Annotated in this window: 29 protein-coding genes and 1 pseudogene; 10 read left to right on the top strand and 20 right to left on the bottom strand. The window is 63.1% G+C overall.

The features are described from left to right. Window positions 1-106, top strand: a pseudogene (locus AC1DYO_RS31130) (IS110 family transposase); the annotation flags it as partial. Window positions 107-291: 185 nt separating this feature from the next. Here the strand turns inward: AC1DYO_RS31130 and AC1DYO_RS31125 are convergent. The 8 genes from AC1DYO_RS31125 to AC1DYO_RS31090 all read right to left on the bottom strand — a co-directional run bounded on the left by AC1DYO_RS31125 (window position 292) and on the right by AC1DYO_RS31090 (window position 7,235). Beyond that, window positions 292-924 (bottom strand): YceH family protein, encoded by a 633-nt coding sequence (locus tag AC1DYO_RS31125; RefSeq protein ID WP_477268378.1) that lies wholly within the window; start codon window positions 922-924, stop codon window positions 292-294. Window positions 925-1,216: 292 nt separating this feature from the next. Continuing rightward, the gene (locus AC1DYO_RS31120; RefSeq protein ID WP_477268377.1) at window positions 1,217-1,996 is read right to left on the bottom strand and encodes a succinate dehydrogenase iron-sulfur subunit; all 780 of its coding nucleotides are present in this window, start codon (window positions 1,994-1,996) and stop codon (window positions 1,217-1,219) included. Beyond that, window positions 1,996-2,433, bottom strand: a complete 438-nt coding sequence (locus AC1DYO_RS31115; protein ID WP_477268375.1) for a DUF3052 family protein — start codon at window positions 2,431-2,433, stop codon at window positions 1,996-1,998. The genes AC1DYO_RS31120 and AC1DYO_RS31115 overlap by 1 nt, the downstream gene beginning before the upstream one ends. 2 nt (window positions 2,434-2,435) lie before the next feature. Beyond that, on the bottom strand, window positions 2,436-4,268 hold the full coding sequence (gene sdhA / locus AC1DYO_RS31110; protein WP_477268373.1) for a succinate dehydrogenase flavoprotein subunit: 1,833 nt from the start codon (window positions 4,266-4,268) through the stop codon (window positions 2,436-2,438). A 2-nt stretch (window positions 4,269-4,270) separates the two neighbouring features. After that, window positions 4,271-4,669, bottom strand: coding sequence for a succinate dehydrogenase, hydrophobic membrane anchor protein (gene sdhD / locus AC1DYO_RS31105; protein WP_181060905.1), 399 nt, complete (start codon window positions 4,667-4,669; stop codon window positions 4,271-4,273). Further along, window positions 4,669-5,088, bottom strand: coding sequence for a succinate dehydrogenase, cytochrome b556 subunit (sdhC, locus tag AC1DYO_RS31100; RefSeq protein ID WP_477268371.1), 420 nt, complete (start codon window positions 5,086-5,088; stop codon window positions 4,669-4,671). Before sdhC ends, sdhD begins: the two co-directional genes overlap by 1 nt. Before the next feature lie 386 nt (window positions 5,089-5,474). After that, window positions 5,475-6,074, bottom strand: a complete 600-nt coding sequence (locus AC1DYO_RS31095) for a DUF1236 domain-containing protein (protein ID WP_477268369.1) — start codon at window positions 6,072-6,074, stop codon at window positions 5,475-5,477. A 63-nt stretch (window positions 6,075-6,137) separates the two neighbouring features. Continuing rightward, window positions 6,138-7,235, bottom strand: coding sequence for a zinc-binding metallopeptidase family protein (locus AC1DYO_RS31090; RefSeq protein ID WP_477268367.1), 1,098 nt, complete (start codon window positions 7,233-7,235; stop codon window positions 6,138-6,140). Window positions 7,236-7,539: 304 nt separating this feature from the next. Between AC1DYO_RS31090 and AC1DYO_RS31085 the strand changes: the two genes are divergently transcribed. Beyond that, entirely contained in the window at window positions 7,540-8,337 is a 798-nt protein-coding gene (locus AC1DYO_RS31085; protein WP_477268366.1) for a lytic murein transglycosylase, read from the top strand. 90 nt (window positions 8,338-8,427) lie between these two features. Here AC1DYO_RS31085 and AC1DYO_RS31080 read toward each other — a convergent pair whose 3' ends face one another. The 4 genes from AC1DYO_RS31080 to AC1DYO_RS31065 form a co-directional block, all read right to left on the bottom strand. Continuing rightward, the gene (locus tag AC1DYO_RS31080; RefSeq protein ID WP_477268364.1) at window positions 8,428-9,012 is read right to left on the bottom strand and encodes a hypothetical protein; all 585 of its coding nucleotides are present in this window, start codon (window positions 9,010-9,012) and stop codon (window positions 8,428-8,430) included. 35 nt (window positions 9,013-9,047) lie between these two features. Further along, complete coding sequence (locus tag AC1DYO_RS31075; RefSeq protein ID WP_477268362.1) at window positions 9,048-9,380, bottom strand: hypothetical protein; 333 nt, start codon at window positions 9,378-9,380, stop codon at window positions 9,048-9,050. Between the two features lie 45 nt (window positions 9,381-9,425). Next, window positions 9,426-9,623, bottom strand: a complete 198-nt coding sequence (locus AC1DYO_RS31070) for a hypothetical protein (RefSeq protein ID WP_477268360.1) — start codon at window positions 9,621-9,623, stop codon at window positions 9,426-9,428. 152 nt (window positions 9,624-9,775) lie between these two features. Continuing rightward, window positions 9,776-10,999 (bottom strand): argininosuccinate synthase, encoded by a 1,224-nt coding sequence (locus AC1DYO_RS31065; protein WP_477268358.1) that lies wholly within the window; start codon window positions 10,997-10,999, stop codon window positions 9,776-9,778. 227 nt (window positions 11,000-11,226) lie between these two features. Between AC1DYO_RS31065 and AC1DYO_RS31060 the strand changes: the two genes are divergently transcribed. After that, on the top strand, window positions 11,227-11,868 hold the full coding sequence (locus AC1DYO_RS31060; RefSeq protein ID WP_477268357.1) for a LysE family translocator: 642 nt from the start codon (window positions 11,227-11,229) through the stop codon (window positions 11,866-11,868). Here AC1DYO_RS31060 and AC1DYO_RS31055 read toward each other — a convergent pair. Next, window positions 11,840-12,307, bottom strand: a complete 468-nt coding sequence (locus AC1DYO_RS31055; RefSeq protein WP_477268355.1) for a hypothetical protein — start codon at window positions 12,305-12,307, stop codon at window positions 11,840-11,842. The two genes, AC1DYO_RS31060 and AC1DYO_RS31055, sit on opposite strands and share 29 nt — an antisense overlap. Further along, the gene (rlmN, locus tag AC1DYO_RS31050) at window positions 12,304-13,539 is read right to left on the bottom strand and encodes a dual-specificity RNA methyltransferase RlmN (protein WP_477268353.1); all 1,236 of its coding nucleotides are present in this window, start codon (window positions 13,537-13,539) and stop codon (window positions 12,304-12,306) included. Before rlmN ends, AC1DYO_RS31055 begins: the two co-directional genes overlap by 4 nt. A 268-nt stretch (window positions 13,540-13,807) precedes the next feature. On the opposite strand from rlmN, the gene AC1DYO_RS31045 reads away from it, so the two are divergent. Together AC1DYO_RS31045 and AC1DYO_RS31040 are read left to right on the top strand one after the other, a co-directional pair. Next, window positions 13,808-14,107 (top strand): hypothetical protein, encoded by a 300-nt coding sequence (locus AC1DYO_RS31045; RefSeq protein ID WP_181060896.1) that lies wholly within the window; start codon window positions 13,808-13,810, stop codon window positions 14,105-14,107. A gap of 136 nt (window positions 14,108-14,243) precedes the next feature. Continuing rightward, the gene (locus tag AC1DYO_RS31040; RefSeq protein WP_477268351.1) at window positions 14,244-15,587 is read left to right on the top strand and encodes a chloride channel protein; all 1,344 of its coding nucleotides are present in this window, start codon (window positions 14,244-14,246) and stop codon (window positions 15,585-15,587) included. Between the two features lie 73 nt (window positions 15,588-15,660). On the opposite strand, the gene AC1DYO_RS31035 is transcribed toward AC1DYO_RS31040, so the two are convergent. From AC1DYO_RS31035 to AC1DYO_RS31025, 3 genes are all read right to left on the bottom strand, one after another. Beyond that, window positions 15,661-16,164, bottom strand: coding sequence for an invasion associated locus B family protein (locus tag AC1DYO_RS31035; RefSeq protein WP_477268350.1), 504 nt, complete (start codon window positions 16,162-16,164; stop codon window positions 15,661-15,663). Window positions 16,165-16,478: 314 nt separating this feature from the next. Then, window positions 16,479-16,841, bottom strand: coding sequence for a YkvA family protein (locus AC1DYO_RS31030; RefSeq protein ID WP_477268348.1), 363 nt, complete (start codon window positions 16,839-16,841; stop codon window positions 16,479-16,481). A gap of 132 nt (window positions 16,842-16,973) precedes the next feature. Further along, a complete protein-coding gene (locus AC1DYO_RS31025) occupies window positions 16,974-17,270 on the bottom strand; it encodes a 4a-hydroxytetrahydrobiopterin dehydratase (RefSeq protein WP_477268346.1) in 297 nt (98 codons plus the stop codon). A gap of 104 nt (window positions 17,271-17,374) precedes the next feature. Between AC1DYO_RS31025 and AC1DYO_RS31020 the strand changes: the two genes are divergently transcribed. Then, complete coding sequence (locus tag AC1DYO_RS31020; RefSeq protein ID WP_477268344.1) at window positions 17,375-17,887, top strand: low molecular weight protein-tyrosine-phosphatase; 513 nt, start codon at window positions 17,375-17,377, stop codon at window positions 17,885-17,887. Here AC1DYO_RS31020 and thpR read toward each other — a convergent pair. Beyond that, window positions 17,791-18,387, bottom strand: a complete 597-nt coding sequence (gene thpR / locus AC1DYO_RS31015) for an RNA 2',3'-cyclic phosphodiesterase (RefSeq protein WP_477268342.1) — start codon at window positions 18,385-18,387, stop codon at window positions 17,791-17,793. The two genes, AC1DYO_RS31020 and thpR, sit on opposite strands and share 97 nt — an antisense overlap. Before the next feature lie 137 nt (window positions 18,388-18,524). Then, on the bottom strand, window positions 18,525-19,169 hold the full coding sequence (locus tag AC1DYO_RS31010) for an arylesterase (protein ID WP_477268340.1): 645 nt from the start codon (window positions 19,167-19,169) through the stop codon (window positions 18,525-18,527). Between the two features lie 85 nt (window positions 19,170-19,254). Between AC1DYO_RS31010 and AC1DYO_RS31005 the strand changes: the two genes are divergently transcribed. From AC1DYO_RS31005 to AC1DYO_RS30990, 4 genes are all read left to right on the top strand, one after another. Beyond that, window positions 19,255-19,956: an ABC transporter ATP-binding protein gene (locus AC1DYO_RS31005; RefSeq protein WP_477268338.1), complete on the top strand. Its 702-nt coding sequence runs from the start codon at window positions 19,255-19,257 to the stop codon at window positions 19,954-19,956. Next, complete coding sequence (locus AC1DYO_RS31000) at window positions 19,956-22,505, top strand: ABC transporter permease (protein WP_477268336.1); 2,550 nt, start codon at window positions 19,956-19,958, stop codon at window positions 22,503-22,505. The genes AC1DYO_RS31005 and AC1DYO_RS31000 overlap by 1 nt, the downstream gene beginning before the upstream one ends. Window positions 22,506-22,744: 239 nt before the next feature. Beyond that, window positions 22,745-23,485 carry a Bax inhibitor-1/YccA family protein gene (locus AC1DYO_RS30995; RefSeq protein WP_112560076.1) on the top strand — a complete coding sequence of 247 codons (741 nt, stop codon included), beginning with the start codon at window positions 22,745-22,747 and terminating at the stop codon, window positions 23,483-23,485. A gap of 118 nt (window positions 23,486-23,603) precedes the next feature. Then, window positions 23,604-24,179, top strand: coding sequence for an N-acetyltransferase family protein (locus AC1DYO_RS30990; RefSeq protein WP_477268334.1), 576 nt, complete (start codon window positions 23,604-23,606; stop codon window positions 24,177-24,179). Between the two features lie 130 nt (window positions 24,180-24,309). Here AC1DYO_RS30990 and AC1DYO_RS30985 read toward each other — a convergent pair whose 3' ends face one another. Next, complete coding sequence (locus AC1DYO_RS30985; RefSeq protein ID WP_181060885.1) at window positions 24,310-24,696, bottom strand: DUF2794 domain-containing protein; 387 nt, start codon at window positions 24,694-24,696, stop codon at window positions 24,310-24,312. Window positions 24,697-25,351 lie beyond the last annotated feature (655 nt).

Raw genomic sequence — 25,351 nt, 5'->3', positions numbered from 1 at the left:
CGCCGCCGGCAAACCCAAGATCGTCGCCGTCGTCGCAACAATGCGAAAGCTGCTCACAATCCTCAACGCAATGATCCGGGACCAAAAACCATGGCAAACCGCTTGACTGACAAGACAGTCGCTCTCCCCGTATAGTGACGGGGAGAGGGAGGCTGTCGCAGTCGGCTTCGCCAATCTCCAGCGTTGCCGGAAGAGCGCCGGCACTTAAGCTGCCCCTTTCTCCCCATCACTATACGGGGAGAAGTGCCCGGCAGGACAATGAGGGGCGGCGCAAACTTCTACAAGCAAGCCTTACGCCCCCAACGCGTCGAGCCGGGCGCGAAGTGCTGCGACTTCCTGCTCCAGCGATTCAATCCTTGCTTCCAGGTCGGAAGCAGGCGGTGCCGGCGCACTCCGCTGGGCAGACAGGGCCGCGATATCCACCGGGCCAGCGAGAAGATGCACGTAACGGTCCTCGCGCTGGCTTGGACCGCGCGGGATTTCCTGGATCAGCGGCGGCCGACGGCCGATCAGCATGTCGAGTTCGGCCCGGAGATCCTCGATCGACGAAAACCGTGCCATGCGCTCGCTCCGCGCCAGGAGCTCATGCGCCGTCTGCTGACCCCGCAACAGAAGCAGCCCAAGCAAGGCGGTCTGCGGCGTGGTCAGCGAGAAGCGCTGCGCCATCTGGTGCTCATAGCGCTCGACGCGCGAGCCGAACATCTGCCGCACCAACCCCTTCTGCTCGAGCAGCTTCAGAGCCCGATGCACCTCCGTCTGTTCCAGCGCCATGACGGGCTCGCGCGCCGTCTTCTGGTTGGCGGCGGCAAGTGCCGCATTCAGCGTCAGCGGATAGACATCCGGCGTCAGCTCCTTCTTTTCGATCAGGCAGCCGAGAATGCGGGCTTCGACGGGAGTGAGGATTGGAAGGTCGGAGTCGGTCATTGGGTTGCAATCCTTTCTGGCGCTGGCGGGACAGCGCCCCCCTCTGTCCTGCCGGACATCTCCCCCGCAAGAGGGGAGATCGCCAGCTTCGCCGACAGCGCGCCATCCTTCAACCTTGGAGATTGGCGAAAGCCGCGATGACGGCCAATCTCCCACTCGTGGGGGTTGAGGAGTGGTCCGCGCAGCGGACGGAAAGCCAATTGCTTGGCTTTTCGAACGACGAACGTCCGGCAGGACAGAGGGGGCGCGAAGGATCGCTGCGTTCGAGTTTGCCGAGAGCGGCCCGCAGCTGCTAAACCCGTCGCTCCACCATCATCTTCTTGATCTCGGCAATCGCCTTGGCCGGGTTCAGCCCCTTGGGACAAGTCTGGGCGCAGTTCATGATGGTGTGGCAGCGATAGAGCCGGAATGGGTCTTCGAGATTGTCGAGCCGCTCGCCCTTGGCCTCGTCGCGGCTGTCGATCAGCCAGCGATAGGCCTGCAGCAGCGTTGCCGGACCGAGATAACGGTCGCCGTTCCACCAATAGCTCGGGCACGAGGTCGAGCAGCAGGCGCACAATATGCATTCGTAGAGCCCATCGAGCTTCTCGCGGTCTTCATGGCTCTGCAGCCACTCCTTGGCCGGCGTCGGCGAAACCGTCTTCAGCCAGGGCTGGATCGAGGCATGCTGGGCGTAGAAATTGGTGAGGTCGGGCACCAGGTCTTTGACCACCTGCATATGCGGCAGCGGATAGACTTTGACGGCGCCGGAAATGTCGTCGCAGCCCTTGGTGCAGGCCAGCGTGTTGGAGCCATCGATGTTCATGGCGCAGGAGCCGCAAATGCCTTCGCGGCAGGAGCGGCGCAAGGTCAGCGTCGGGTCGATCTTGTTCTTGATCCACAACAGCGCGTCGAGCACCATCGGCCCGCAATCGTCCATGTCGACGAAATAGGTGTCGATGCGCGGGTTCTCGTCATCGTCCGGCGACCACCGGTAGATGCGATACTCGCGCAGGTTGGTGGCGCCGTCCGGCTTCGGCCAGGTCTTGCCCGGCTGGACCTTCGAGTTCTTGGGAAGCGTGAGTTCGACCATTACCGCAGGTCCTTTCGGATGACGAGCTTCAGCCCGGACCAGATTTCGTTGACGGCAGCGACCTTGACGTCGACAAGGTCGCGCTTCAGAGCCTCGGCGCGAACGACGCCTTCGGTGACATCGGTCGGCACTTTCGATGCTTTCTTCGGCCAGGATACCCAGACCATGCCGTTACGCTTGATCGCCGCCTCGACATCGCCGAGGCGATCCTCGATCTCGGCGCGCTGTTTGGTGAAGGCGTGCACGGCGTCGTATTTCAGGGCCGCGCCAGAAATGTCGGACCAGTCAACCAGCCGGTCGACCTGAGCGAAGTCGACCGCCTCTGTGAGACCGTTGAGATCGTCGGGCAGCGCGATGAACGCCGCGACCATCCCGTCCTTCAGGCCAAGCTTGGCCGGAAGCGGCGTGCCCGAATATCCCGAGGCCGCCAGCGCCATGATCAATACACCCTGGCCTTGGGCGCGATCTTGGCGAGGCTGATGCCGCCGTCCTTTTCCGCCAGCAGCGGCTCGGTATGCACGGGACGGTAGCTGAGCGTCACCTTGCCGTCTTCGCTGAGCCTTGCCAGCGTGTGCTTGCGCCAGACCTTGTCGTCGCGCGAGGCAAAATCCTCCCGCGCATGGGCGCCACGGCTCTCCTTGCGCGCCTCGGCGCCGTAGACCGTGGTGATGGCGTTGGCCATCAGATTTTCCAGCTCCAGCGTCTCGACCAGGTCGGAGTTCCAGATCATCGAGCGGTCATAGACCTTGATGTCCTTCAGCTCGGTCCAGATCTCGGAGATGCGCTTGCAGCCGTTTTCGAGCGATTCCTGGGTGCGGAACACGGCAGCGTCTTCCTGCATCGCCTTCTGCATTTTTTCGCGCAGCACCGCCGTCGGCGTCGAGCCGTTGGCGTGGCGCAGCCGGTCGAAGCGGTCCATGATCTTTTCGACCGAGGCTTCGTTGGGCGAAGGGATCGCCGAATTGCGGTCGATGACCTGGCCGGCGCGGATCGCTGCGGCACGGCCAAACACCACGAGATCGATCAGCGAGTTCGAGCCCAGCCGGTTGGCGCCGTGCACCGAGGCGCAACCCGCCTCGCCCACCGCCATCAGCCCGGGCGACACCCGGTCGGGGCTTTTGGCCGTCGGGTTCAGCACCTCGCCCCAGTAATTGGTCGGCACGCCGCCCATATTGTAGTGCACCGTCGGCAGCACCGGGATCGGCTCCTTGGTCAGGTCGACACCGGCAAAGATCTTTGCCGATTCCGAAATGCCCGGCAGCCGCTCATGCAGCACCGCCGGATCGAGATGGTCGAGATGAAGGAAGATGTGATCCTTCTTCTTGCCGACGCCGCGGCCTTCGCGGATCTCCAGCGTCATGCAGCGCGAGACGACGTCGCGCGAAGCCAGGTCCTTGGCCGACGGCGCGTAGCGCTCCATGAAGCGCTCGCCTTCGGAATTGACGAGATAGCCGCCCTCGCCGCGCGCACCTTCGGTGATCAGGCAGCCGGCGCCATAGATGCCGGTCGGGTGGAACTGCACGAACTCCATGTCCTGCAATGGGAAGCCGGCGCGCGCGGCCATGCCGCCGCCATCGCCGGTGCAGGTGTGCGCCGAAGTCGCCGAGAAATAGGCGCGGCCGTAGCCGCCGGTCGCCAGCACCACCATTTTCGCCGAGAAGCGATGGATGGTACCGTCGTCGAGGTTCCAGGCGACGACGCCGGTGCAGGTGCCGTCCGGCTCCATGATCAGGTCGAGCGCGAAATACTCGATGAAGAACTGCGCATTGTTCTTCAGCGACTGGCCGTAGAGCGTGTGCAGGATGGCGTGGCCGGTGCGGTCGGCGGCGGCACAGGTACGCTGCACCGGCGGGCCGTCGCCATAGTTCATCATGTGGCCACCGAAGGGGCGCTGATAGATCTTGCCCTCTTCGGTGCGCGAGAACGGCACGCCGTAATGTTCGAGCTCGTAGACCGCGGCCGGGGCTTCGCGCACCAGATATTCCATGGCGTCGACATCGCCGAGCCAGTCCGAGCCCTTTACGGTATCGTACATGTGCCACTGCCAGGAATCCGGACCCATATTGGACAGCGACGCGGCAATGCCGCCTTGCGCGGCCACCGTATGAGAGCGGGTCGGGAACACTTTGGTGATGCAGGCGGTGCGCAGGCCCTGTTCGGCCATGCCGAGCGTGGCGCGCAGGCCGGCGCCGCCGGCGCCGACGACCACAACGTCGAACTTATGGTCGACGTAAGTGTAAGCCCTGTTGGCTGATTTCGCGTCCTTGGCCAAAATCAGCCTCCGAATGCCAGTTTGAGCAGGGCGAAGATCGAGGCGACGCCGACCGCTATGGTGAAAAATGTGCTGAGCGCAATCGTCAACAGCTTCAGGCCTTCACTGATCACATAGTCCTCGATGATCACCTGCATGCCGAGCCGCATGTGGTAGAGCCCCGAGATCAGGAAAAGGATCATCACCAGCGCCACGAACGGATTGGCGAGCGCTGCCCGCACTTCTGCATAGCCGGCGCCGTTGAGGGCGATGAGGAAGCCGACGAAGAACAGCGTCAGCGGGATGTTGGCGAGCGCCGTCAGCCGTTGGCGCCAGAAATGCTGCGTGCCCTCGTGAGACGAGCCGAGACCGCGGACCTTGGCCAGCGGCGTGCGCATATCGTTGCTTTTGTTGCCGCTCATCACAGGGCTCCCCGAGCCATATAGCCGGCGACCCAGATCAGCAGCGTGAGCGCAACCGAGCCGGCGAGCGTCGTCCAGGCGATCTTCGATGCCGTGTGTTTCTCGAGCCCGGCGCCGGTGTCCCAAACGAGGTGGCGCACGCCGCCCAGCATGTGGTGCATCAAGGCCCAGGTGTAGCCGAACAGGATGAGGCGGCCGAGCCAGGTGCCGAAGGCCCAGTCGACCCAATTGAAGGTCGCTTGCGAACTCGCCGCCGCCATCAGCCACGCGGCGACCAGCAGCGTGCCGAAATACAGCGCGCCGCCGGTGATGCGATGGATGATCGACATCGTCATGGTGATCGGCGGACGGTAGATCGTCAGATGCGGCGAGAGCGGCCGTTCACGTCTGGCGGTTCGGGTGGCTGGTGATTTGCTCATGGCTGCCCCAATTCGATGTCCGGAGCCGCGGCGGAAAGCGGCATTTACCGCCTCGATATATGACTTCAGACAGCCGGTTTCTAATGCTCTTTTTGCACCGCGTCAAAGCCAGAAAATCGTTTTGAAAACGTCATTTAGTCTGACAAAAAGCCTGGCGATTGCTTCAATCGATTAGGGGCCGGCCCGAAGCCGGCCCAACGTTCGCTGCAGTGCGGAATAATCGTTCCGCAGCCGCGGTTCTGGATGAACATGCGGGCGAGCTATGACCTCGCCGTCGAGAGCAAGGCCTGGAAGGCCGAGATCGACGCGATAGAGCAACTCCAAACGGCCAGGCTGACACCGAGAAGAAGGCGGCCGCCGGATGGGGACCGCCTTCGGGAACTCGATCAGCGCACGACGTACATGATGCGCCGCGTCTGCGGGTCGACCAGCGCCGGCTGGCCATTCACATAGACATAGCGGTAGCGGTAGTCGGGGATTTCGCGCAGCTCGACGGTGTCGGGCAAGGTAGCACCCGTCACCACCTCGCCATCGAGATAGACGGGGTCGAGCCGGTGCGTGCTGACATAGGTGCCGACTTCCGCCGGCGGCCTGTCGATGGCGTCGATGGGGCCGTCATCGGACAGGATCGCGCCGGTATAGGTGTCGGGATAATCATCTTGCGGCGGTGTAACGACCGTGATGGCGGCGTCGGCGGGGCGGCGCGTCAGAACGACCCGGCTGCCGCCGAAATCGGCCGTCACATAGTCGGAATAGACCCAGCCCTGGCCGCCGGCTTCGGCAATGGTGCACCATTTGCTGTTTTGGATGCAGCCATTGAGCGTCGCCGACTGGCCGGCGGCGAGCACGCCGATCACCGGATATTGCGGGCCGGGGCCGGCGCGCACGTTAAGATCGGTGACGGCCGAGACGGCAGTATCGGCAAGTGCCGCACCCGACATGGCGACAAGCGCCCCGGCGACGGCCGGAAACAGTATGCGTCTCATGGTTTCTCTCCGTTTTCATGGTCCCTCGCGACCCCAAACGAAAACAGAGCGCATGCGTTCCGGCTAAAATGCCCCTACTGGCTCACGATTTGTTCCGGTTTCTTTCGGCAAAGCCGTCAAAAGCTGGTGCACGAAAGCGAGTTTCTGCGCCGTCACGTCAGAAATGACGAAGGGATAGAGGTCGGGCAGACCCATGCAGCGGTTGATCGAGTTGGAGGCTTCCGACAGCACCAGCCAGCGGGCGAGGACCTTTTCGAAAGGCTCGGGCACGGCGTCAGGCTCGGCGGGTGCGGGCTGCAGGCGGCCGCCGGTGTCGCCCTGCGGCAGCACATTGGCCTCCATCGTCTCCAGCTGGCCGAGCGGAAAGTTCAGCGCGTGCACCATCTCCAGCGTGTCGGTGATGTGCAGATGGTGCGCCCAGGTCTCGGCCCAATCCTCCCATGGATGCGATGTCGCATAGGCGGAGATGTGGTTCTGCTGCCAGTCGGGCGCAGCGCCATTGGCGTAATAGGCCTTCAGCGCCTGCTCGTAGTCGGGGCGTTCGTCGCCGAACAGTGCCCGGAAGGCGTCGAGCCGTTGCGGGTCGTCGCGGATCAGCCGATCCCAGTAGTAATGACCAAGCTCGTGGCGGAAATGACCGAGCAGCGTGCGGTAGTTCTCGCCCATCTCGACGCGCCGCCGCTCGCGCTCGGCCGAATCCGCCTCCGCGACGTTGAGCGTAATCAGGCCGTTGTCGTGGCCGGTGAGAATGCGTTCGCCGCCGGGACCGCCGCCGATCGGGTCGGCGAGGAAATCGAAGGCAAGGCCGATCTCGTCGCCTGGGGCCTGCTTGGGCGCCACCGGCAGGCCGAAGGTGAGCAGCGAATAGATGGCGCGTTTCTTGGCCGCTTCGACGCGGATCCAGCGGCGGCGGTTGCCGTCGACGGAGAGATCCGGGATCAACTGGTTCAGTACGCAGGCGCGGCAGAAGGTGTGGCCCGGCTCGGCCATCCAGTTGCAGGCGCATTCGTCGGCGTTGGTGCAGTGGAAAATGCCGTCGATATCAGACAAAGCGAAGCGCGCATGCTCGGGATCGTAGAGCACGAGGCTCGAGCAGCTCAGGCACTGCGCGTTCTCGAAATAGAGCCGGTGGCCGCAATGCGGGCAGTCGAACAGTTTCATCTCGGTCTCAACGCGTCAGTATGGGCGTCGGTATTTGGACGCCAGGCTATGGACATCAGATATGGTGCGGAGCGGCCCCTCGCCCAAACGCCGGCCATCGGCGGACGTCCCATGTCCGTACTACGACTTTCTGTTTGATGGGCGGATTGTCCCGCTCAGCGTCGCGTTCCCGCCACAATAAGCACTTGATCGTAGGCAAATTCCGCTGCATTGGCCAGCGTGGCGCCGGGGGTACGGTGACAATGGCGCGTTTCACTGGCAAATTCGCAACCGGGACGTGAATCAGGCAATCAGGAGAGAAAGCATGGCATTGCTTGCCAAGGGAAAGATTTTTGCTGCCACGGTGGTGGCGGTGCTTGCGCTGGCGACGGGCGCGCAGGCGGCGGCCAGCTGCGGCAAGACCGGTGCCGGTTTCGAGGCGTGGAAGCCGGAGTTCGCCGCAGAGGCCAAGTCTGAAGGCGTTGGCCCCAGAGGCCTTTCCGCTCTGGCCGGCGCCAGCTACGCGACAAAGACGATCTCTGTCGACCGCGCCATCCACAAGGCGTTCAGCGGCTCGGTGGATGCTTTCATGAAGCGTCGTGGCGGGGCCTCGATCATTTCCAGAGGCCGCTCGCTGAAGAAGCAGAACGCGGCGCTGTTCGAGAGGATCGAGAGCAATTACGGCGTGTCGCCGGGTGTGTTGCTCGCCATCTGGGGCATGGAGACCGGCTTCGGTTCCGCCATGGGCAACCAGAATACGGTCTCTGCCATTCTGACGCTTGCCTATGATTGCCGCCGCCCGGGATTCTTCTACCCGCATGCCATTGCCGCGCTGAAGCTGGTCGATCGCGGCGCGTTGAGCGCCTCGTCGGTGGGTGCCGCGCATGGCGAGATCGGCCACACGCAGTTCCTGCCCGGAAATGTCTTGAAGTATGGCGTCGGCAACGGAAACCTGCGCGACAAGGCGACGGCGCTCGCTTCCACCGCCAACTTCCTCAAGGCTCATGGCTGGCGGGCGGGTGCTAGTGCAAGTTCGAATATGGGCGCAATAGCCGGCTGGAATTCCGCGAGCGTCTACCAGCAGGCCATCGCCCAGATCGCCGACGCGATCGACGGCGGCTGATAGGACCGTCTACTCGACAAAAGCCCGGCCATGCGCCGGGCTTTTTTGTCGGTGCGTGTGGCATGCCAAGAGCGGCGAGCGCCCAGGCTCTCAATTGTTCACGTAACCGCCGCCCAAGGGGCATTTCTTGGAAGCGGGAACCTCGAAGGAGCCGCCGTAAAGATTCGAGCAGGTACGGAACTTGGAGTTCCGCAGCGTTGGAGGAGCCGCCTTTGGCCTGCCCTTCATATCGATTTTGGTCGGTTGGTCGAGCTGTGCGTAGCCGCTCGCCGGGCATTTCCGGGAAGCGGGAATCTGGAAGGTACCGGCAATACCGTTGCAGGTACGGAAGTTGGGGTTCCGCGGCGCCGGCGTGGTCCTAGCAGCCGCTTTTGACTTGCCCTTGATGACCAGCCAGATTTCGGTCGATTGGTCGAGCTGCAGCCGGTTCAAGTCGGAGTAGGTGATCCGTCCACTGCGTATCCCTTCGCCAAGGCGCTGGCAGAACAAGGCCGGCATCCGCTCCTGCGAGACGCCCATGAAAGAGGCGATTTCGTGCTTGAACGTGATGCTCCACAGGTGGACAGCGGAGATGCACCCGTCTGGATTCTGCTCGCGCTTCGCGGCCGCCTGCGAGGACTGGCATCCGGTAAAGACGATGGCCGCCGCAAGCAGGAGAAAGATACGGTTTTTCACGTCAACAGCCCTCCAGAACGACCAGGTTCGATCTCTCAATAATTCGCGTAGCCGCTCAACGGGCATTTCCGGGAAACGGGAATCTGGAAGGTACCGGTAATACCGCTGCAGCTACGGAATTTGAGGTTCCGCGGCGCCGCGGTAGCCGCCTTTGATGTCCCCTTCATCTCGATTTTGGTCGGTTGGTCGAACTGCGCGTGGCCGCTCAACGGGCATTTCTGGGAAGCGGGAACCTGGAAGGCGCCGTTGTTACGGTAGCAGGTACGGAATTTGGAGTTCCGCGGCGCCGGTGCCTGCGGAGGCGCTTTTGACTTGCCCTTGATGACCAGCCAGATTTCGGTCGATTGGTCGAGCTGCAGCCGGTTCAAGTCGGAGTAGGTGATCCGTCCACTGCGTATCCCTTCGCCAAGGCGCTAGCAGAACAGAGCCGGCATGCGCTCCTGCGAAACGCCCATGAAAGAGGCGATTTCGTGCTTGAACGTGATGCTCCACAGGTGGACAGCTGAGATGCACCCGTCTGGATTCTGCTCGCGTTTCGCGGCCGCCTGCGAGGACTGGCATCCGGTAAAGACGATGGCCGCCGCAAGCAGCAGAAAAATGGCTTTTTTCACTGTCAGAATCCCTCCGTCCCGCGAGGGAATTTAGATGAAGCTTTTAAAAGGTCAAACAGAAACCATCTCAGCCAGCTTGGCCTCTTATATTAGATATAACAAATAAAAACCCGGCGTCTCCGCCGGGTTTTCCTGGGAACAATAGTTGGGGCTCAACCCTTCCGATTACGCGCCGCAAGTGTTCGCAGCCTTAGCGCATTGAGGCGGATAAAGCCGGCGGCGTCCTTCTGGTCGTAGGCGCCGCGGTCGTCCTCGAAGGTGACCAGCGCGTCGGAATAGAGCGTCTTCTTCGACTTGCGGCCGGTGACCATGACATTGCCCTTGTAGAGTTTCAGGCGCACCGTGCCTTCGACGTCTTCCTGGCTCTTGTCGATCATCGCCTGCAGCATCAGCCGCTCGGGCGAAAACCAGAAGCCGTTGTAGATGAGTTCCGCATAGCGCGGCATGAACTCATCCTTGAGGTGGCCGGCACCCCTGTCGAGGGTGATCGACTCGATGGCGCGGTGGGCGACGATCAGGATCGTGCCGCCGGGCGTTTCGTAGACGCCGCGCGACTTCATGCCGACGAAGCGGTTCTCGACCAGGTCGAGCCGGCCGATGCCATTGTCGCGGCCGAGATCGTTGAGGGCGGTCAGCATCTCAGCCGGTGACAGCTTCTTGCCGTTGAGCGCGATCGGATCGCCCTTCAGGAACTCGATTTCGATCTCGGTGACCTTGTCCGGCGCGTCCATCGGCGAGACGGTGCGCTGGTGGACGAATTCCGGCGGCTCACTCCACGGATCTTCCAGCACCTTGCCCTCGGAAGACGAGTGCAGGAGGTTGGCGTCGACCGAGAAGGGCGCTTCGCCTCTTTTGTCCTTCGCCACCGGGATCTGGTGCTGCTCGGCGAAGTTGATCAGGTCGGTGCGCGACTTGAACGACCAGTCGCGCCATGGCGCGATCACCTTGATATCGGGGTTCAGCGCATAGGCCGAAAGCTCGAAGCGGACCTGGTCGTTGCCCTTGCCGGTGGCGCCATGTGCAATCGCGTCGGCGCCGGTCTCCCTGGCTATCTCGACCAGATGCTTGGAGATCAGCGGCCTGGCGATCGAGGTGCCGAGCAGGTAGGTGCCTTCATAGACGGCGTTGGCGCGAAACATCGGGAAGACGAAGTCCGACACGAATTCCTCGCGCACATCGACGACGCGGATGTCCTTAATGCCCATCATCTCGGCCTTCTTGCGCGCCGGCTCCAGCTCGCCGCCCTGGCCGAGATCGGCGGTGAAGGTGACGACTTCGGCGCCGAGTTCGATCTGCAGCCATTTCAGGATGATGGAGGTGTCGAGGCCGCCGGAATAGGCGAGCACGACCTTCTTGACGTGTTTGGTCTTCGACATTGTTGGCGGTTCCGCGACAAGGGTTCTTCGCGGGCGAGGTATCACGGGCTTTCCGGCCAGCGCAAGGGACGAACGTCGATCAAGGCTGGACCAGATGCTGCGGCCGTCAGCGGCTGGAAGGGCCTCGGCGCCTGCGCTATAGGGCTGCGCATCCATTTTGTTTAAGCATCGGATTCTCCCAAAACCGGCTTCCACTTTTGGGTTCGATGCTCTGCCAGGGGCCGCCAATGTCCTTCATTCCCGATACCACGACGCTAATCCAGTTCGCCATCGCCACCATGATCCTGGCAATCACACCCGGCCCGGACATGACCCTTTTCGTCTCGCGCACGCTGAGCCAGGGCCGCGCCGCCGGCCTTGCCTCGCTGGCCGGCGCGCTGTGCGGCACGCTGATCCACACCACCTTGGTGGCGGTCGGCATCTCGGCGTTGATCGTCGCCTCGCCGATGGCCTTCCTCGTGCTGAAGATTTTTGGCGCCGCCTATCTCGTCTTCCTGGCATGGCAGGCGCTCACTAAGGGCTCGGCGTTTTCGCCGCAGAAGAAGAGTGAACCGCAGATTTCGCTGTTCCGCAGCTGGGCCGCCGGGCTCGGCGTCAATCTGCTCAACCCGAAGATCATCCTGTTCTTCATGACGTTCCTGCCGCAATTCGTCTCCGCGCATGATCCGAACGCGCCGGGACAATTGTTCTTCCTTGGCGTCATGTTCATCGTGCTGTCGATTCCGGTGACGGCGCCGATGGTGTTTGCCGCGGAAAAGTTCTCGGCGGCGATGAAGGCCAGCCCGCGGGTGACGCGGGTAGTCGACTATCTCTTTGCCGGGGTGTTTTCGGCCTTCGCGCTCAAGATCCTGACCGCTCAGGCGAAGTAGCGGCCTGCCACCAGCTTCCGGCCCAACGGCCGGCGCTTAGCCAGTAAAAGATGCCGCCGACCATGCCGCAGCCGATCACGGCGGCGATGGCGCGCGGGTCGGTGACGTCGAAATCCGCGTTCTGGTGGACGAAGCCGAGGAAGGCCGCGGCCACGACGCCGCCCGCCAGCGCATAGAACAGCCAGTCGCGGCGGCTGAGGATCTCAGAGATCAGGATGGCGACCACCGCCGGTATGAAAGCGAAATAGGCGACAAACAGCGCCACGAAGGGGATCGAAAAATAGAGCGCCGTCGCCGCCATCGGGTGCGCATCATCCCGTATAAAACCGACGGAAGCTAGGAACAGGATGTTGAGAAAGGCGCTCGCCGCCAGCGAAGCGACGATATAACCGAACAGGATGACGGCGAAGCGGACGAGGTAGGCGATGAGGCGGCTCACGCCTCGCCGTGCCCCGCAATCATCATCGCTTCCAGGGCCAGCCGGTCGACCTTACGCATGCGCTCGGAGTCCGACTTCAGCTGACCGCAGGCGGCCAGGATGTCGCGGCCGCGTGGGGTGCGGATCGGCGAGGCGTAGCCGGCATTGTTGATGTAGTCGGCAAACTTCTCGATCGTCTCCCAGTCCGAGCACTGGTAGTTGGTGCCCGGCCACGGGTTGAACGGGATCAGATTGATCTTGGCCGGAATGCCCTTCAGCAGCTTGATCAGCCCCTTGGCGTCCTCGATGGAATCGTTGACGTCCTTCAGCATCACATATTCGAAGGTGATGCGCTTGGCGTTCGACAGGCCTGGATAGGCGCGGCAGGCGGCGATCAGTTCCTTCAATGGATACTTTTTGTTGATCGGCACCAGGAGGTCGCGCAGATCGTCATTGGTGGCGTGCAGCGAGATCGCCAACATGACGCCGATCTCCTCGCCGGTGCGGAAAATCTCGGGCACCACGCCGGAGGTCGACAGCGTGATGCGCCGCTTGGACAGTGACAGCCCGTCGCCGTCGGAGGCGATCAGCAGCGCCTTCTTCACTGCCTCGAAATTGTAGAGCGGCTCGCCCATGCCCATCATGACGATGTTGGAGACTTTGCGGCCCTCGGCCGGCACAATGGCGCCGTCGGGCGTGTCACGGTCGGGGAAGTCGCCGAGCCGGTCGCGGGCGGTGAGCAATTGGGCGAGGATTTCTTCCGCCGTCAAATTGCGCACCAGCTTCTGCGTGCCAGTGTGGCAGAACGAACAGGTCAGCGTGCAGCCGACCTGCGAGGAGATGCACAGCGTGCCGCGTCCCTCCTCGGGGATGTAGACGGTTTCGATCTCGACCGGACGGCCGGCGCCGCGCGGCGGAAAGCGAAACAGCCACTTGCGCGTGCCGTCAGCGGAAATCTGCTCCTCGACGATCTCCGGCCGCGCCACGGTGAAATGCTTGTCCAACTCGGCGCGCAAATCCTTGGAGATGTTGAACATGCCGGCGAAGTCGGAGACGCCGCGCACATACATCCAGTGCCAGAGCTGCTGGGCGCGCATTTTCGCCTGGCGCTCGGGCACGATGCCGGCCCCGACAAGGGCTTCACCGAGTTCGGCCCGGGTCAGGCCGATCAGCGACGGCTTCTCGGCCGAAGCCGTGCGGGCGCGCAACGCATCGCGGGCACCCTCAGTGGTGAGATCGAAAGAAAGGGTCATGGCTGCTCTGATATAAGCGATTTGCGGCCGATTTCATGCATCGTGCCGGAAATGAAGCGCGGCGCATAGCACAGCTTGCGGCGAGAGTCATGCGGGGCGGCGAATGTTGCGGCCTGCCGATCCATCGTCCGGCTGACCCGTCGTGGGCGGCGCAGCGCCATCCCATCGCGAAAAACCGATCACATGTTCGTGTTGGCGTAACAGTTCGCAGCGCATCGCGAAATCTGAAAGGGGCGACTATGCCCCTGCAAAAATGGGAGTACGCGGAATGCATTCAATCAAGCTTATTGTTGTTGCCGGTCTCATCGGCCTGTCCGCCGCGCCGGCGTTTGCCGAGGATGCGATGGGCACCATGACCATGATGAAGGGCGGGCAGGTGACGGCAATCATGCCGGACGGGCACATGGGCACCATGATGCCGGACGCCAAGATGGGCGCCGAGATGATGAAGATGGCAAAACCCATCAAGCACTGCATGATGATGATGACCGACGCCACGGGCAAGGCCTTCATGATCGACACGTCGACCAAGAAGGCCCAGGCCGAATGTGAAAAAATGGCCATGTGAGCAAGGCCCTTACTTCTTCTCGCCGGCGCATAAGTCGGCGGGAAGAAGTGAATGCCGGCGCCTTCACGGACTGACCTCGCAGTCTTGATCGGCTCTCAGCCTGTGCTAGGGCTGGGCTTCGATCACGAGGACAGACATGGCCGGCACATCGCGACGATATCCCATGCTGCGGCGCTCGCGCGCCATGTGGGGGTCGCGGCGCGTTTGGCAGCCGCGGCTGGTGTTCTGGGCCGGCGCGATCTCGATCGGACTGATCAGCGTGCTGTTCGCGATGCTGGCCGACCAAGCGCAGGCGCTGTTCCGCCTCGTTACCGGTGACGACGGCGGCTGGCGCTTCTATTTGCCGCTCGTGATGACGCCGCTCGGCTTCGTGCTGTGCGCCTGGCTTGCCTACTCCTTCTTTCCGGGCTCGCAGGGCAGCGGCATTCCGCAGGCGATCGCCGCGCGCCACCTGCGCGACGACGAGGACCGTAGCCATATCCTGTCGCTCAGGCTGGTGGTGGGCAAGATCGCGCTCACCGTCATCGGCCTGTTCTGCGGCGCCTCGATCGGCCGCGAAGGCCCGACGGTTCAGGTCGGCGCCTCGGTGACGCTGCAGGTGGCGCGCTGGGGCGGCATGGCGCAGGCGCGCGGCCTGATCCTCGCCGGCTCGGCCGCCGGCATTGCGGCGGCCTTCAACACGCCGCTCGCCGGCATCGTGTTCGCCATCGAGGAGATGGGCCGCACCTATGAGGCGCGCACCAACGGGCTGGTGTTGACGGCGGTGATCCTGGCCGGTCTCGCTTCGCTGGGCCTGGTCGGCAACTACACCTATTTCGGCATCGCCAAGGAGACCATTGCCTTTGCCGCCGACTGGCCGCTGGTGCTGGCCTGCGGCATCATCGGCGGCGGACTCGGCGCGCTGTTTTCGCTGCTGGCGCTGAAGGCGACGCGGCGGATCCGGCGCTGGAACACCGGCCAGCCGTTGCGCTGCGCGCTGCTGGTGGCGGCCGTCTGCGGGCTGGCGGTAGCAGCGATCGGCATCGCTTCCGGCGGGCTGACCTACGGCACCGGCTACGCCCAGGCGCGCAGCGCCGTCGAAGGCGCGCCACTTCCCTGGTTGTTCTTTGCCGAAAAATTCGCGGCCGGGCTGCTGTCGATGATCTCAGGCATCCCCGGCGGCATTTTTGCGCCGTCGCTGGCGGTCGGCGCCGGTATCGGCAGCACGCTCGGCCTCATCTTCGGCGCCGGCACAGGCGTTGCTGCGCTGCTCGGCATGGCCGGCTATTTCGCCGGCGTCGTGCAGGCGCCGATGACGGCCTTCGTCATCATCCTCGAAATGACCGGCAACCACGACAATGTCATTGGGCTGATGTGCGCCTCGATGCTCGGCTACGGCACGGCGCGGCTGATCTCGCACGAGCCGCTCTACCACGCGCTGTCCCGCGTCTTCATCGCCGAGGCGATCCGGCGCCGGCGGGCGGAGGCATCACCCAACTGAGTGGCAGTTCGTCAAAAGTAAAGGCCGGACCCTGAGGCCCGGCCTTCATTCAAATTCCGTCAGGCCAATTGGCCTACTTGCACTTGGCGATGGACGTCAGCGCGGCCGAGATGCCTTTCAGCGAAAACACATAGGTCGTCGTGTTGCCGCGGCCGGACTTCGCCGACACCTTCATGTCGGTGCCGGTCTTCATGGCGGCGATCAGCACCGGCTCTTCGGCTGCGTTCTCCACCCAGGCCGACTTGCCGCGGGTGAACATGGAGAACGACTTCTTGTCGATGGTGACGGTGGCCTTGGAGCCTTCCTGGAAGGTGTAGCCGGCGATGAATTGCGGCTCGTAGGACACTTGCTGGCCCGGCCGCTGGCTGACGAAGAAGAACATGTCGCCATGGTCGAGCGTCGGCGGCTGCTTGTCGGTCGGCACGGTCAAGACGTAGCAGACCTTGCCGCCCTGCGCCTGATAGCTGTAGGTGCCCCAGGCGTTGTGCTGGCCGATCTTGGTCGCCTGCTGCGCCAGCGCCGGCGCTGCAGAGGCCACCAGGACCAGGCTCGAGACTAGTGCAATCAATCCGCGCATCGTTTTTCCCGTATTCCAAATGGTGCGGGGGCAGGCCGGCTTGGCGTCCTGCCCGTCGCTTCATTTTGATTTAATCTGGGTTACCAAACGGTGAATTTCCCTCGGAAAAGGACATTCACCCATGGAAACCACCGCCATTTCCGCGCCGCTTCTTGAAAAACGGCTTTCGCAATGTCCCTTCGGCGACTTGGAGGCCACGAAAGCGGCAAGAGTTTGACTTTTTCAACGGCCGCAGCGGAACCCGAAGCCGGGCCGCTATCGCCCTGTTTGAGCGCCGGATTTCCTCTGAACCAGTTGCCAATGCGACGGCCGATTCAGCTCTTGTCGGCAATCGCCTCCTTGGCAGCCTTGCGGTGTGCAGGGGTGATGTGGGCGCTGACGGCAGTGATCGCGGCCGTCAGTACGGCGATGTCGTCGGTGAAGCCAAGACCGAAGACGAAATCGGGGATGACGTCGACCGGCAGCACGAAATAGCCGAGCGCGGCGAGCAATACGCCTTTGGCGCGTAAAGGCGTCTTCTTGTCGAGCGCGCAGTAATAGGCGGCGACCACCTCTTCCATGAACGGAATCTGCCGGGCGGCCTTCTTGGCCGTGCGCCAGAATTTGGCGCGCACTTCGCTTTCATCGCCCAGCTTGCCGCCGAAGCCGAAGAAATCAAAACCGGGTTGTTGCGCCATCAATGTCTCCTTTGCAGACCGTCGCGCAGCGTGTTGCGCGCGGCTGCCAGCGGAAAATGTGGTGGAAGTGCAGGTCCGCTACAAGAGGACGGCGCCGATTTCCCGGCACTTGCGCGTTGCAAAGCCGGACGGTCAGCCGCCGAAATACCCGTTCATCTTCTTGGCCAGCGCGATGTCGAGCGCGGTGACGCCACCGGCATCGTGGGTGTTCAGCGTCACGTCCACCGTCTTGTAGACATTCGACCAGTCGGGGTGATGGTCCATCTTTTCCGCAGCCAGCGCGACGCGGGTCATGAAGGCGAAGGCTTCGGAAAAATTCTTGAAGACGAAGCTGCGCTTGATCGAAGCGCCGTCGGTAGCCAATGACCAGCCGCCCAGTTCGGTTAGGGCAGCGACGATGGCGTCCTTGCCCAGTTTCTCTCTCGTCATGATGATTTCCCGTGCTATCCCAGATTTTAACCCTCACCATAATGCAAGTCGCCCGAAAGTGCTTTGCGTTTTGGGGTTCCAAATGCACAAACGGCGCATATCGAATGAGCGTAAAGCCGATAAATTCCATACTGTTTGTCTGCCTCGGCAACATCTGCCGCTCGCCACTCGCGGAAGGCGTGCTTCGCGCCGTGCTGGCGGAACGCGGCCGCGACATGATGCTGGATTCTGCGGCGACCGGCGGCTGGAATCTCGGCCAAGCGCCCGACCCGCGCTCGATCGCGATCGCGGCCCGTCACGGCATCGACATTTCCGGGCAGCGGGCGCGCAAGGTCAGGCCGGAAGATTTTTCGCGATTCGACCTGATCCTCGGCATGGACCGGCAGAATGTCCGCGACCTCAGAGCGCTGGCGCCGGCCAATGCCGGCGAACGCATCCATCTGCTGGCGGAGTTCGCGCAGGGAAAAACCCGCGACGTGCCGGATCCCTATTATGACGGGGCGGAAGCCTTCGCTTCGGTCTACCGCATGATCCGAGAAGCGTCGGAGGCGCTGGCGAAGCTGCTCGAGGCGCGGGCATCGACGCCGGACAGCGGCCACGCCTCCTCGACGATGTAGGGGCCGCCTCCGACCGAATCGCGCGACGACATCAAGACGAAGCGGCCGACGCGGAACGGCAGCGTCGAGAAATTGCCGCGCGCCGACAGATATTGCGCGACGTCGAGCGGGCTCGAATTGCGCAGGCGCGCCAACGTCACATGCGGTGTGAACTTGCGTGGATCGGCAGGCAGCCCAAGCCGCTGGCAAATGCGGTCGATTTCGCCTTGTAGCGCCGACAGGTCGGGCGAGGCGAAGACGCCGGCCCAGACGGCATGCGGTTTCTTCTGGCCAAAGGCGCCGACGCCGGACAGCGTCAGCGAGAAGGACGGGCGGTGAACCCGGTCGAGCGCGTTGGCGATCTCGTCGGCGACATGGCCTTCGACATCGCCGATGAAGCGCAGCGTCATGTGGTAGTTTTCGACATCGATCCAGCGCGCCCCGGGCAGGCCACCCCTGAGCAGGGACAGCGAAAGAGCGGCGTCACGCGGTATTTCGAGGGCGGTGAAAAGACGCGGCATGGTGAGCCTCCCTTCCTCGAATCGAACGATGCCCCTAGCGAATCATCGATATTCAAGCGGGGCAAGTGGTTTGTTGGTCGCAGGCTTTCCCTAATGTTTCCCTTACGGAAGGTTTCGTCAGAAGCGAAGATCCCGCTTCAGGCTCCGCCCTCGACTGCTGCAATCGCCTTCTCCACCGTGGGCAGGATGCGCTCGACCATGCGGTCGACGCCCTTGGCATTGGGGTGCAGGCCGTCCTCGAGCTGAAACCCGCTCTCGCCGGCAACGCCATCGAGAAAGAACGGATAAAGCGGCACATCGTATTTCGCGGCCAGCTTCGGATAGATCGCATCGAAGGCGGTCTGGTAGTCAGCGCCGAGATTGGGCGCGGCGCGCATGCCGGCCAAAAGCACGGCGATCTTGCGCGCTTTCAGCTTCGCCAGCATCTCGTCCAGGCTCTTTTGCGCGATATTGGGCGAAACGCCGCGCAGCATGTCGTTGGCGCCGAGCTCGAGGATGACGAGCTTGGTGCCGTCTGGCACCGACCAGTCGAGCCGCGCCAGGCCGCCGCTTGTCGTGTCGCCGGAGACGCCGGCATTGGCGACGGTGACGTCATGGCCCTTGGCGCGAAGGGCTGCCTGCAATTTGTCGGTAAAACCTTCGCCGGGACCGAGGCCAAAGCCCGCCATCAGGCTGTCGCCGAAGCCGACGATGGTGAATGTCTCCGCCCGCGCCGACGAAATGGCGCCGCAAATCGCGGAGAAAAGGATCAGCCCTGCGGCAATCGAGCGTTTGAAAGACATGCGGCAGGCCCCATATGACCAAGAATTCTTCCGGCGACGGCTTCCGGCAGGCAGAGCCTTCATCCTGATATAGGACGCTTTAATTGTGACAGAAGCCGTCATCGAGCTGAAAGACATATCCCTGACCCTCGGCCAAGGGGCATCATCCGTCCATGTGCTGAAAGGTGTCAGCCTTGACGTTGTGCGCGGCGAAGCAACCGGCATCGTCGGCCCTTCCGGCTCCGGCAAGTCGACTTTGCTGATGGTGCTGGCCGGGCTGGAGAGGGTCGATTCGGGCACGGTGCGCATCGCCGGCGAATCGCTTAACGGCAAAAGCGAGGATCAAATTGCATCGTTTCGGGGCCGAAACATCGGCATCGTCTTCCAGTCGTTCCATCTCATTCCCAACATGACAGCGCTCGAAAATGTCGCGGTGCCGCTGGAACTGGCCGGCCATGCCGATCCATTCGGCGTGGCCGCGCGCGAGCTTGCGGCCGTGGGCCTGAGCGACCGCGTCACCCACTATCCCGGCGAATTGTCCGGCGGCGAACAGCAGCGCGTGGCGATCGCCCGGGCGCTGGCGCCGGCGCCGCGCATTCTCATCGCCGACGAGCCGACCGGCAATCTCGACCAGGCGACGGGGCGGCAGGTTGCCGACCTTCTGTTCGCCAAGGCGGCCGAGCGCGGCATGACACTGGTGCTGGTCACCCATGATCCCGCCCTTGCGGCGCGCTGTTCGCGCCAGGTGTCGATGCGCTCGGGCCGCATCGAGGATGCGCCGGTCGCGCCGCTCAAGGTGCCGGCCTGATGCCATTGCCGCAGACGCTGAAACTCGCGTTCCGCTTTTCGCTGCGCGAAATGCGCGGTGGGCTGTCCGGCTTCCTGATCTTCCTGGCCTGCATCGCGCTCGGCGTTGCCGCGATCGGCGGCGTCAATTCGGTGGCGCAGGCGATCACCGCCGGCGTTGCCGACCAGGGCCAGATGCTGCTTGGCGGCGATCTGCGTTTCCAGATCAACCAGCGCGATACGACGCCGGCCGAAAGCACCTTCCTCGATCGCCTGGGGGCTGTGTCGCACAGCGTCAACATGCGCTCGATGGCGCGGCTGGAAGACGGCTCCGACCAGGCACTGGTCGAGGCCAAGGCAGTCGACGACGCCTACCCGCTCTATGGCGTCCTGGACACCGAGCCGCGGCTTGGCAGACAGGATCTGTTCGGCGAGAAATCCGGAATCTTCGGCGCCGCGGCGCCCGACCTGTTGTTCGACCGGCTCAATGTGAAGATCGGTGACCGGCTGAAGCTCGGCAGCGCGACCTTCGAGCTGCGCGCCAGGTTGGTGAGCGAACCGGATGCGGTGTCGGACGGTTTCGGTTTTGCGCCGCGGCTGATGGTCTCGACCGCCGGGCTTGCCGCGTCCGGGCTGATCCAGCCGGGCAGCCTGGTCGAGAATGCCTACAAGGTGCGGCTGCCGGCCGGTGCCAGCGAGGCCGATCTCAAGGCCATCCAGGATCAGGCAGCGAGCGATTTCCCCGAAGCCGGCTGGTCAATCCGCACACGCTCTAACGCCGCACCGGCGCTGTCCTCCAACATCGAACGCTTCTCGCAATTCCTGACGCTGGTCGGGCTGACGGCGCTGGTGGTCGGCGGCGTCGGCGTCGCCAATGCGGTGCGCGCCTATCTCGACGGCAAGCGCGGCGTCATCGCCACCTTCAAGAGCCTCGGCGCCTCGGGCGGCTTTGTCTTCACCGTCTACCTCGTGCAGATCCTGATGATCGCCGGCCTCGGCATCGTGCTCGGCCTCATCCTTGGCGCGGCCATGCCATTTGCGGCGAGTGCTGCGCTCCAGTCAGTCATTCCGGTGCCGGCCGAGGGCGGTTTCTATCCGGGTGCGCTCGCCATGGCGGCACTGTTCGGGCTGCTGGTGACGCTGGCCTTTGCGCTGTTGCCGCTCGGCCGCGCCCGCGACGTGCCGGCAACCGCTTTGTTTCGCGAAATGGGGTTTGAAGGTCGCGGCTTTCCGCGCCTGCCCTATCTCGCCACGGCGGTCGGTATAGCGCTCGCTTTGGCGGCGCTGGCCATCCTGTTTTCCGGCGACCAGCGCATTGCTTCGATCTTTGTCGGCGCGACGATCTTTGCCTTTCTGGTGCTGCGCCTCGTCGGCGCGCTGGTGCAATGGGTGGCGCGCAAAAGCCCGCGCGTGCGCTCGGTCGCGCTTCGGCTCGCCATCGGCAACATCCATCGTCCCGGCGCGTTGACGCCATCTGTCGTGCTGTCGTTGGGTTTGGGGTTGACGCTGCTGGTGACGCTGGCGCTGATCGACGGCAATCTCAGGCAGCAGATCTCCGGCAGCCTGCCGGAGCGGGCGCCGAATTTCTTCTTCGTCGACATCCAGAACGGCGATGTCGACGCCTTCTCGACGCTGGTGGGCAAAGAGGCGCCGAAGGGCACGCTGGTCAAAGTGCCGATGCTGCGCGGCCGGGTGATGGCGTTGAACGGCGTCGATGTCGACAAGGCCAATGTGCCGGCGGAAGGCGCCTGGGTGCTGCGCGGCGACCGCGGCCTGACCTATGACGCCAAACAGCCGGCCAACGCGACATTGACCGAAGGCAGTTGGTGGCCGGACAGCTATACCGGCGAGCCGCTGGTTTCGTTCTCCAACGATGAAGGCAAGGCGCTCGGGCTGAAACTCGGCGACACCGTCACCGTCAATGTGCTGGGCCGCAATGTGACGGCCAAGATTGCCAATTTCCGGCAGGTGCAATGGGAGACGATGGGCATCAATTTCGTCATGGTGTTCTCGCCCAACACATTCGCCGGCGCGCCGCATGGCTGGCTGGCGACGCTGAGCGAGAAGGATGTCACGGCAGCAGATGATGCCCGCCTGCTCAACGCCGTAACCCGCGCCTTCCCGGCGGTGACGACGGTCCGGGTCAAGGACGCGCTCGATGTCATCAACCGGCTGGTCGGCCAGCTCGGCACGGCGATCCGGGCTGTGGCCGGCGTGGCGCTGATCGCTTCGGTGCTGGTGCTGGCCGGCGCGCTCGCCGCCGGCAACCGCGCTCGCATCCACGATGCCGTGGTGCTGAAGACGCTGGGCGCAACGAGGCGGACGCTGATCACGGCGTTTTCGCTCGAATATATGCTGATCGGGCTCGCCACCGCAGTGTTCGCGCTGGCCGCAGGCGGCATCGCGGCCTGGTACATCGTTGCCCGCATCATGACGCTGCCATCGCATTTCATGCCGGAGGTCGCGGTGGCGACTTTGGTGTTTGCGCTGGTGATCACCGTTGGGATCGGCCTTGCCGGCACCTGGCGGGTGCTCGGCCACAAGGCAGCGCCGGTGCTGCGCGACCTCTGAATTGTAGGCGGCAGCGCCGGGCGAAACCGGCCAATCCGGTTAAATCTTGGTAATGTGCAGTGTCAGAGGCCTAAGAAAACCGGCTTCCGGCGTTTCACCAAGCGTTGCAGGCCGTTACGGTCTTGTTCTTGACGTCAAGAACCATCATATTTCGCCACAGGCATGCTGGAGCCCCGCCAGCGGCGCCCAGGTCCGGAAGGGCCTGACACCGTACGGGGCAGAAGCAACAGAGGATTCCAATGGCTGAGCCCATTCGCAACTACCAGACTTCGGCCGTGCCGGGCGCACGCGCCGACATCGACCAGGGCCTGCGCAGCTACATGCTGAAGGTCTATAATTTGATGGGGCTTGGCCTCCTCATCACCGGCATCGCCGCCTGGGGCGCTTTCCAGCTCGCCGTCACCGGCGACGGACAGCTGACCGCTTTCGGCACGCTGATCTACGCCAGCGCCTTCCGCTGGGTGGTCATCCTGGCCCCGCTCGCCGCCGTCTTCTTCCTGTCGTTCAGGATCCAGTCGATGAGCGTGGCTGCGGCGCAGACGACCTTCTGGGTCTATTCGGGCCTGGTCGGCCTGTCGCTGTCGACCATCTTCCTGGTCTACACCGGCGCCTCGATCACCCAGACCTTCTTCGCCACGGCGGCCGCCTTCGGCGGACTGTCGCTCTATGGCTACACGACCAAGCGCGATCTTTCGGCGTTCGGCTCGTTCCTGGTCATGGGCGTGGTCGGCCTGGTGATCGCCATGCTGATCAACATCTTCCTGCAGTCGTCGGCGCTCGGCTTCGCCATCTCGGCGATCGGCGTGCTGATCTTCGCCGGCCTTACCGCCTATGACACGCAGACCATCAAGGAAATGTACTACGAAGGCGACCAGGCCGACGTTGCCGGCCGCAAGGCGATCATGGGCGCGTTGAGGCTCTATCTCGACTTCATCAACCTGTTCATGTTCCTGCTGCAGTTCATGGGCGACCGCCGCTAAGCGGTCTCCATCCAGGCAACTGGACCAGCTGATATTGAAAGGGCGGCCCAACGGCCGCCCTTTTCTTTTGTGCCGGCCTTTGCTGTGATGGCAGGCAGATGAATCGTTTGCACAAATTATGAGCACTATTTCCATACGCGCGGCCCTGGAGGGCGACCTCGACCGAATCACCGAGATCTACGCCGATGCGGTGACGCATGGCACGGCGAGCTACGAGCTGGAGCCGCCCACCCGTGCCGAGATGGGCGCGCGCTTCGACAGCCTGACGGGAGGCGGCTTTCCCTATCTGGCCGCCGAAAAGGATGGAGCATTGCTTGGCTACGCCTATGCCGGCGCCTTCCGGCCACGCCCGGCCTACCGCTTCATCGTCGAGGATTCGGTCTATGTCGCGCCTGATGCCAAGGGCCAGGGCGTCGGGCTGCTGCTGATGCAGGCGCTGATCGAGGCCTGCCGGGTCGCGGGTTTTCGCCAGATCATAGCGGTGATCGGCGACGGTCATGCCGACAGCGCCTCGGTGCGGCTGCATGAAAAGCTCGGCTTTCGCCATTCCGGCCGCCTGGAAGGCTCCGGCTACAAGCACGGGCGCTGGCTGGACACGGTGTTCATGCAGCTGTCGCTGAATGGTGGCGCGTCGGTTCCGCCCGACGCAGAATCGCTGCCGGAGCGGAAGTTTCGCCAGGGCCTGAGGAGATGAGGAATTGAGGAGTTGAAGAACTGGAGAGTTGAGGATTTGAAGAGCTGAGAATAACGGGCGGCGGTTATATCGGCCGTCAGGTGCCCTTTTCTTCAACTCTTCAGTTCCTCAATTCCCCAATTCTTCAGCGTCAAGCTTGGACAATCTTCAGCTTGGCATCGAAGACGCCGAGCACGCGGCCAAGTTCCTGGCCGCGCTTGAGGATGCGGCCGCCGGCGGCGATGACGGCGAAAGCGCCTTGCCGGCGCGCCAGTTTCGGGTCTTTGACGATTTGGAACAGCGGCACTTCGCTGGCCCGGCGGAAGACCGAAAACACAGCGCGATCAGCGAGATGATCGATGGCATAGTCGCGCCATTCATTGGCGGCGACCATGCGTCCGTAGAGCCTCAGGATCTCATCGAGTTCACGCCGGTCGAAGCGAACCGGCTGGTCGAGGCGTTCGCGTCGCGCCTCGTGCAGCGGGATCAATATTGCGGATGCGTCCCCATCCTCCGTCCCACCGCTGCGATCGGTCATACCGCGATCCCTTTAAAAATGAATCTCGCTTGCAGAAGTTGGCGTGTTCGCGGTGGAATTGCAAGACCCGGCTAACCATCCTTGGGGCTGCGCTGTTTTCGCAACGTCCAGTCACTTTTATAAAACGCGGTGTTTGAATTGGTGATGCTTTGCCACATTCCTGCCTTATTTTATCCGCGCTCATGCCCCAATGTCCGACGAATTTACCGGCGTTGCCTGAGACGGTTCGGTCCGGCACCGGCTCGTAAACCCCAAGCCCCCCGCCCACGGGTCTGCGTCGGATCGAACCAACCTCGGACTTTCCCCCTAGGGAGAGACCGGGTGCGACGATCCCAAAACCTAAATGACCGACGTCAGAAGCAAGCTGACGTCGGTTTTTTTGTTTTTGGCGGAATGCACTGCCGCGTCGTCGTCATCCACGGGCGGAGCGGAAACGAAGCGGACGCGCAGACCCGAGGATCCATGCCGCGACGTTTGTCTAAGAATGCCGCCTATCAGAATGGCCAGCTAAAGCGTGTCGCGATTTAAGGGATTCAGGATTCCCCTTGATTTGAGTTCGTGATTCATTGCGGTTGAAAGGAGACCGCGATGGGCAAGCCGCTACCGCTTGAGTTGCGTCGGCGTGTTGTTGCGTATGTCGATGAGGGACATGGTC

The sequence above is a fragment of the Mesorhizobium sp. P2_F5 genome (genome assembly GCF_056403715.1).
Note: the sequence above shows the minus strand (reverse complement) of the source record. Positions and strands in the feature narration are given on the sequence as shown.

What these genes read in the sequence shown, in the direction of transcription:
- AC1DYO_RS31090 (WP_477268367.1), bottom strand. Translation starts at nt 7,235, where the DNA reads ATGAAACTGTTCGACTGCCCGCATTGCGGCCACCGGCTCTATTTCGAG.
- AC1DYO_RS31060 (WP_477268357.1), top strand. Translation starts at nt 11,227, where the DNA reads ATGTCCTTCATTCCCGATACCACGACGCTAATCCAGTTCGCCATCGCC.
- AC1DYO_RS30990 (WP_477268334.1), top strand. Translation starts at nt 23,604, where the DNA reads ATGAGCACTATTTCCATACGCGCGGCCCTGGAGGGCGACCTCGACCGA.
- AC1DYO_RS30995 (WP_112560076.1), top strand. Translation starts at nt 22,745, where the DNA reads ATGGCTGAGCCCATTCGCAACTACCAGACTTCGGCCGTGCCGGGCGCA.
- AC1DYO_RS31085 (WP_477268366.1), top strand. Translation starts at nt 7,540, where the DNA reads ATGGCATTGCTTGCCAAGGGAAAGATTTTTGCTGCCACGGTGGTGGCG.
- AC1DYO_RS31000 (WP_477268336.1), top strand. Translation starts at nt 19,956, where the DNA reads ATGCCATTGCCGCAGACGCTGAAACTCGCGTTCCGCTTTTCGCTGCGC.
- AC1DYO_RS31025 (WP_477268346.1), bottom strand. Translation starts at nt 17,270, where the DNA reads ATGACGAGAGAGAAACTGGGCAAGGACGCCATCGTCGCTGCCCTAACC.
- AC1DYO_RS31120 (WP_477268377.1), bottom strand. Translation starts at nt 1,996, where the DNA reads ATGGTCGAACTCACGCTTCCCAAGAACTCGAAGGTCCAGCCGGGCAAG.
- AC1DYO_RS31095 (WP_477268369.1), bottom strand. Translation starts at nt 6,074, where the DNA reads ATGAGACGCATACTGTTTCCGGCCGTCGCCGGGGCGCTTGTCGCCATG.
- AC1DYO_RS31045 (WP_181060896.1), top strand. Translation starts at nt 13,808, where the DNA reads ATGCATTCAATCAAGCTTATTGTTGTTGCCGGTCTCATCGGCCTGTCC.
- AC1DYO_RS30985 (WP_181060885.1), bottom strand. Translation starts at nt 24,696, where the DNA reads ATGACCGATCGCAGCGGTGGGACGGAGGATGGGGACGCATCCGCAATA.
- sdhC (WP_477268371.1), bottom strand. Translation starts at nt 5,088, where the DNA reads ATGAGCAAATCACCAGCCACCCGAACCGCCAGACGTGAACGGCCGCTC.
- sdhD (WP_181060905.1), bottom strand. Translation starts at nt 4,669, where the DNA reads ATGAGCGGCAACAAAAGCAACGATATGCGCACGCCGCTGGCCAAGGTC.
- AC1DYO_RS31010 (WP_477268340.1), bottom strand. Translation starts at nt 19,169, where the DNA reads ATGTCTTTCAAACGCTCGATTGCCGCAGGGCTGATCCTTTTCTCCGCG.
- AC1DYO_RS31020 (WP_477268344.1), top strand. Translation starts at nt 17,375, where the DNA reads ATGAGCGTAAAGCCGATAAATTCCATACTGTTTGTCTGCCTCGGCAAC.
- thpR (WP_477268342.1), bottom strand. Translation starts at nt 18,387, where the DNA reads ATGCCGCGTCTTTTCACCGCCCTCGAAATACCGCGTGACGCCGCTCTT.
- AC1DYO_RS31115 (WP_477268375.1), bottom strand. Translation starts at nt 2,433, where the DNA reads ATGGCGCTGGCGGCCTCGGGATATTCGGGCACGCCGCTTCCGGCCAAG.
- rlmN (WP_477268353.1), bottom strand. Translation starts at nt 13,539, where the DNA reads ATGACCCTTTCTTTCGATCTCACCACTGAGGGTGCCCGCGATGCGTTG.
- AC1DYO_RS31040 (WP_477268351.1), top strand. Translation starts at nt 14,244, where the DNA reads ATGGCCGGCACATCGCGACGATATCCCATGCTGCGGCGCTCGCGCGCC.
- AC1DYO_RS31125 (WP_477268378.1), bottom strand. Translation starts at nt 924, where the DNA reads ATGACCGACTCCGACCTTCCAATCCTCACTCCCGTCGAAGCCCGCATT.
- AC1DYO_RS31065 (WP_477268358.1), bottom strand. Translation starts at nt 10,999, where the DNA reads ATGTCGAAGACCAAACACGTCAAGAAGGTCGTGCTCGCCTATTCCGGC.
- AC1DYO_RS31030 (WP_477268348.1), bottom strand. Translation starts at nt 16,841, where the DNA reads ATGGCGCAACAACCCGGTTTTGATTTCTTCGGCTTCGGCGGCAAGCTG.
- AC1DYO_RS31035 (WP_477268350.1), bottom strand. Translation starts at nt 16,164, where the DNA reads ATGCGCGGATTGATTGCACTAGTCTCGAGCCTGGTCCTGGTGGCCTCT.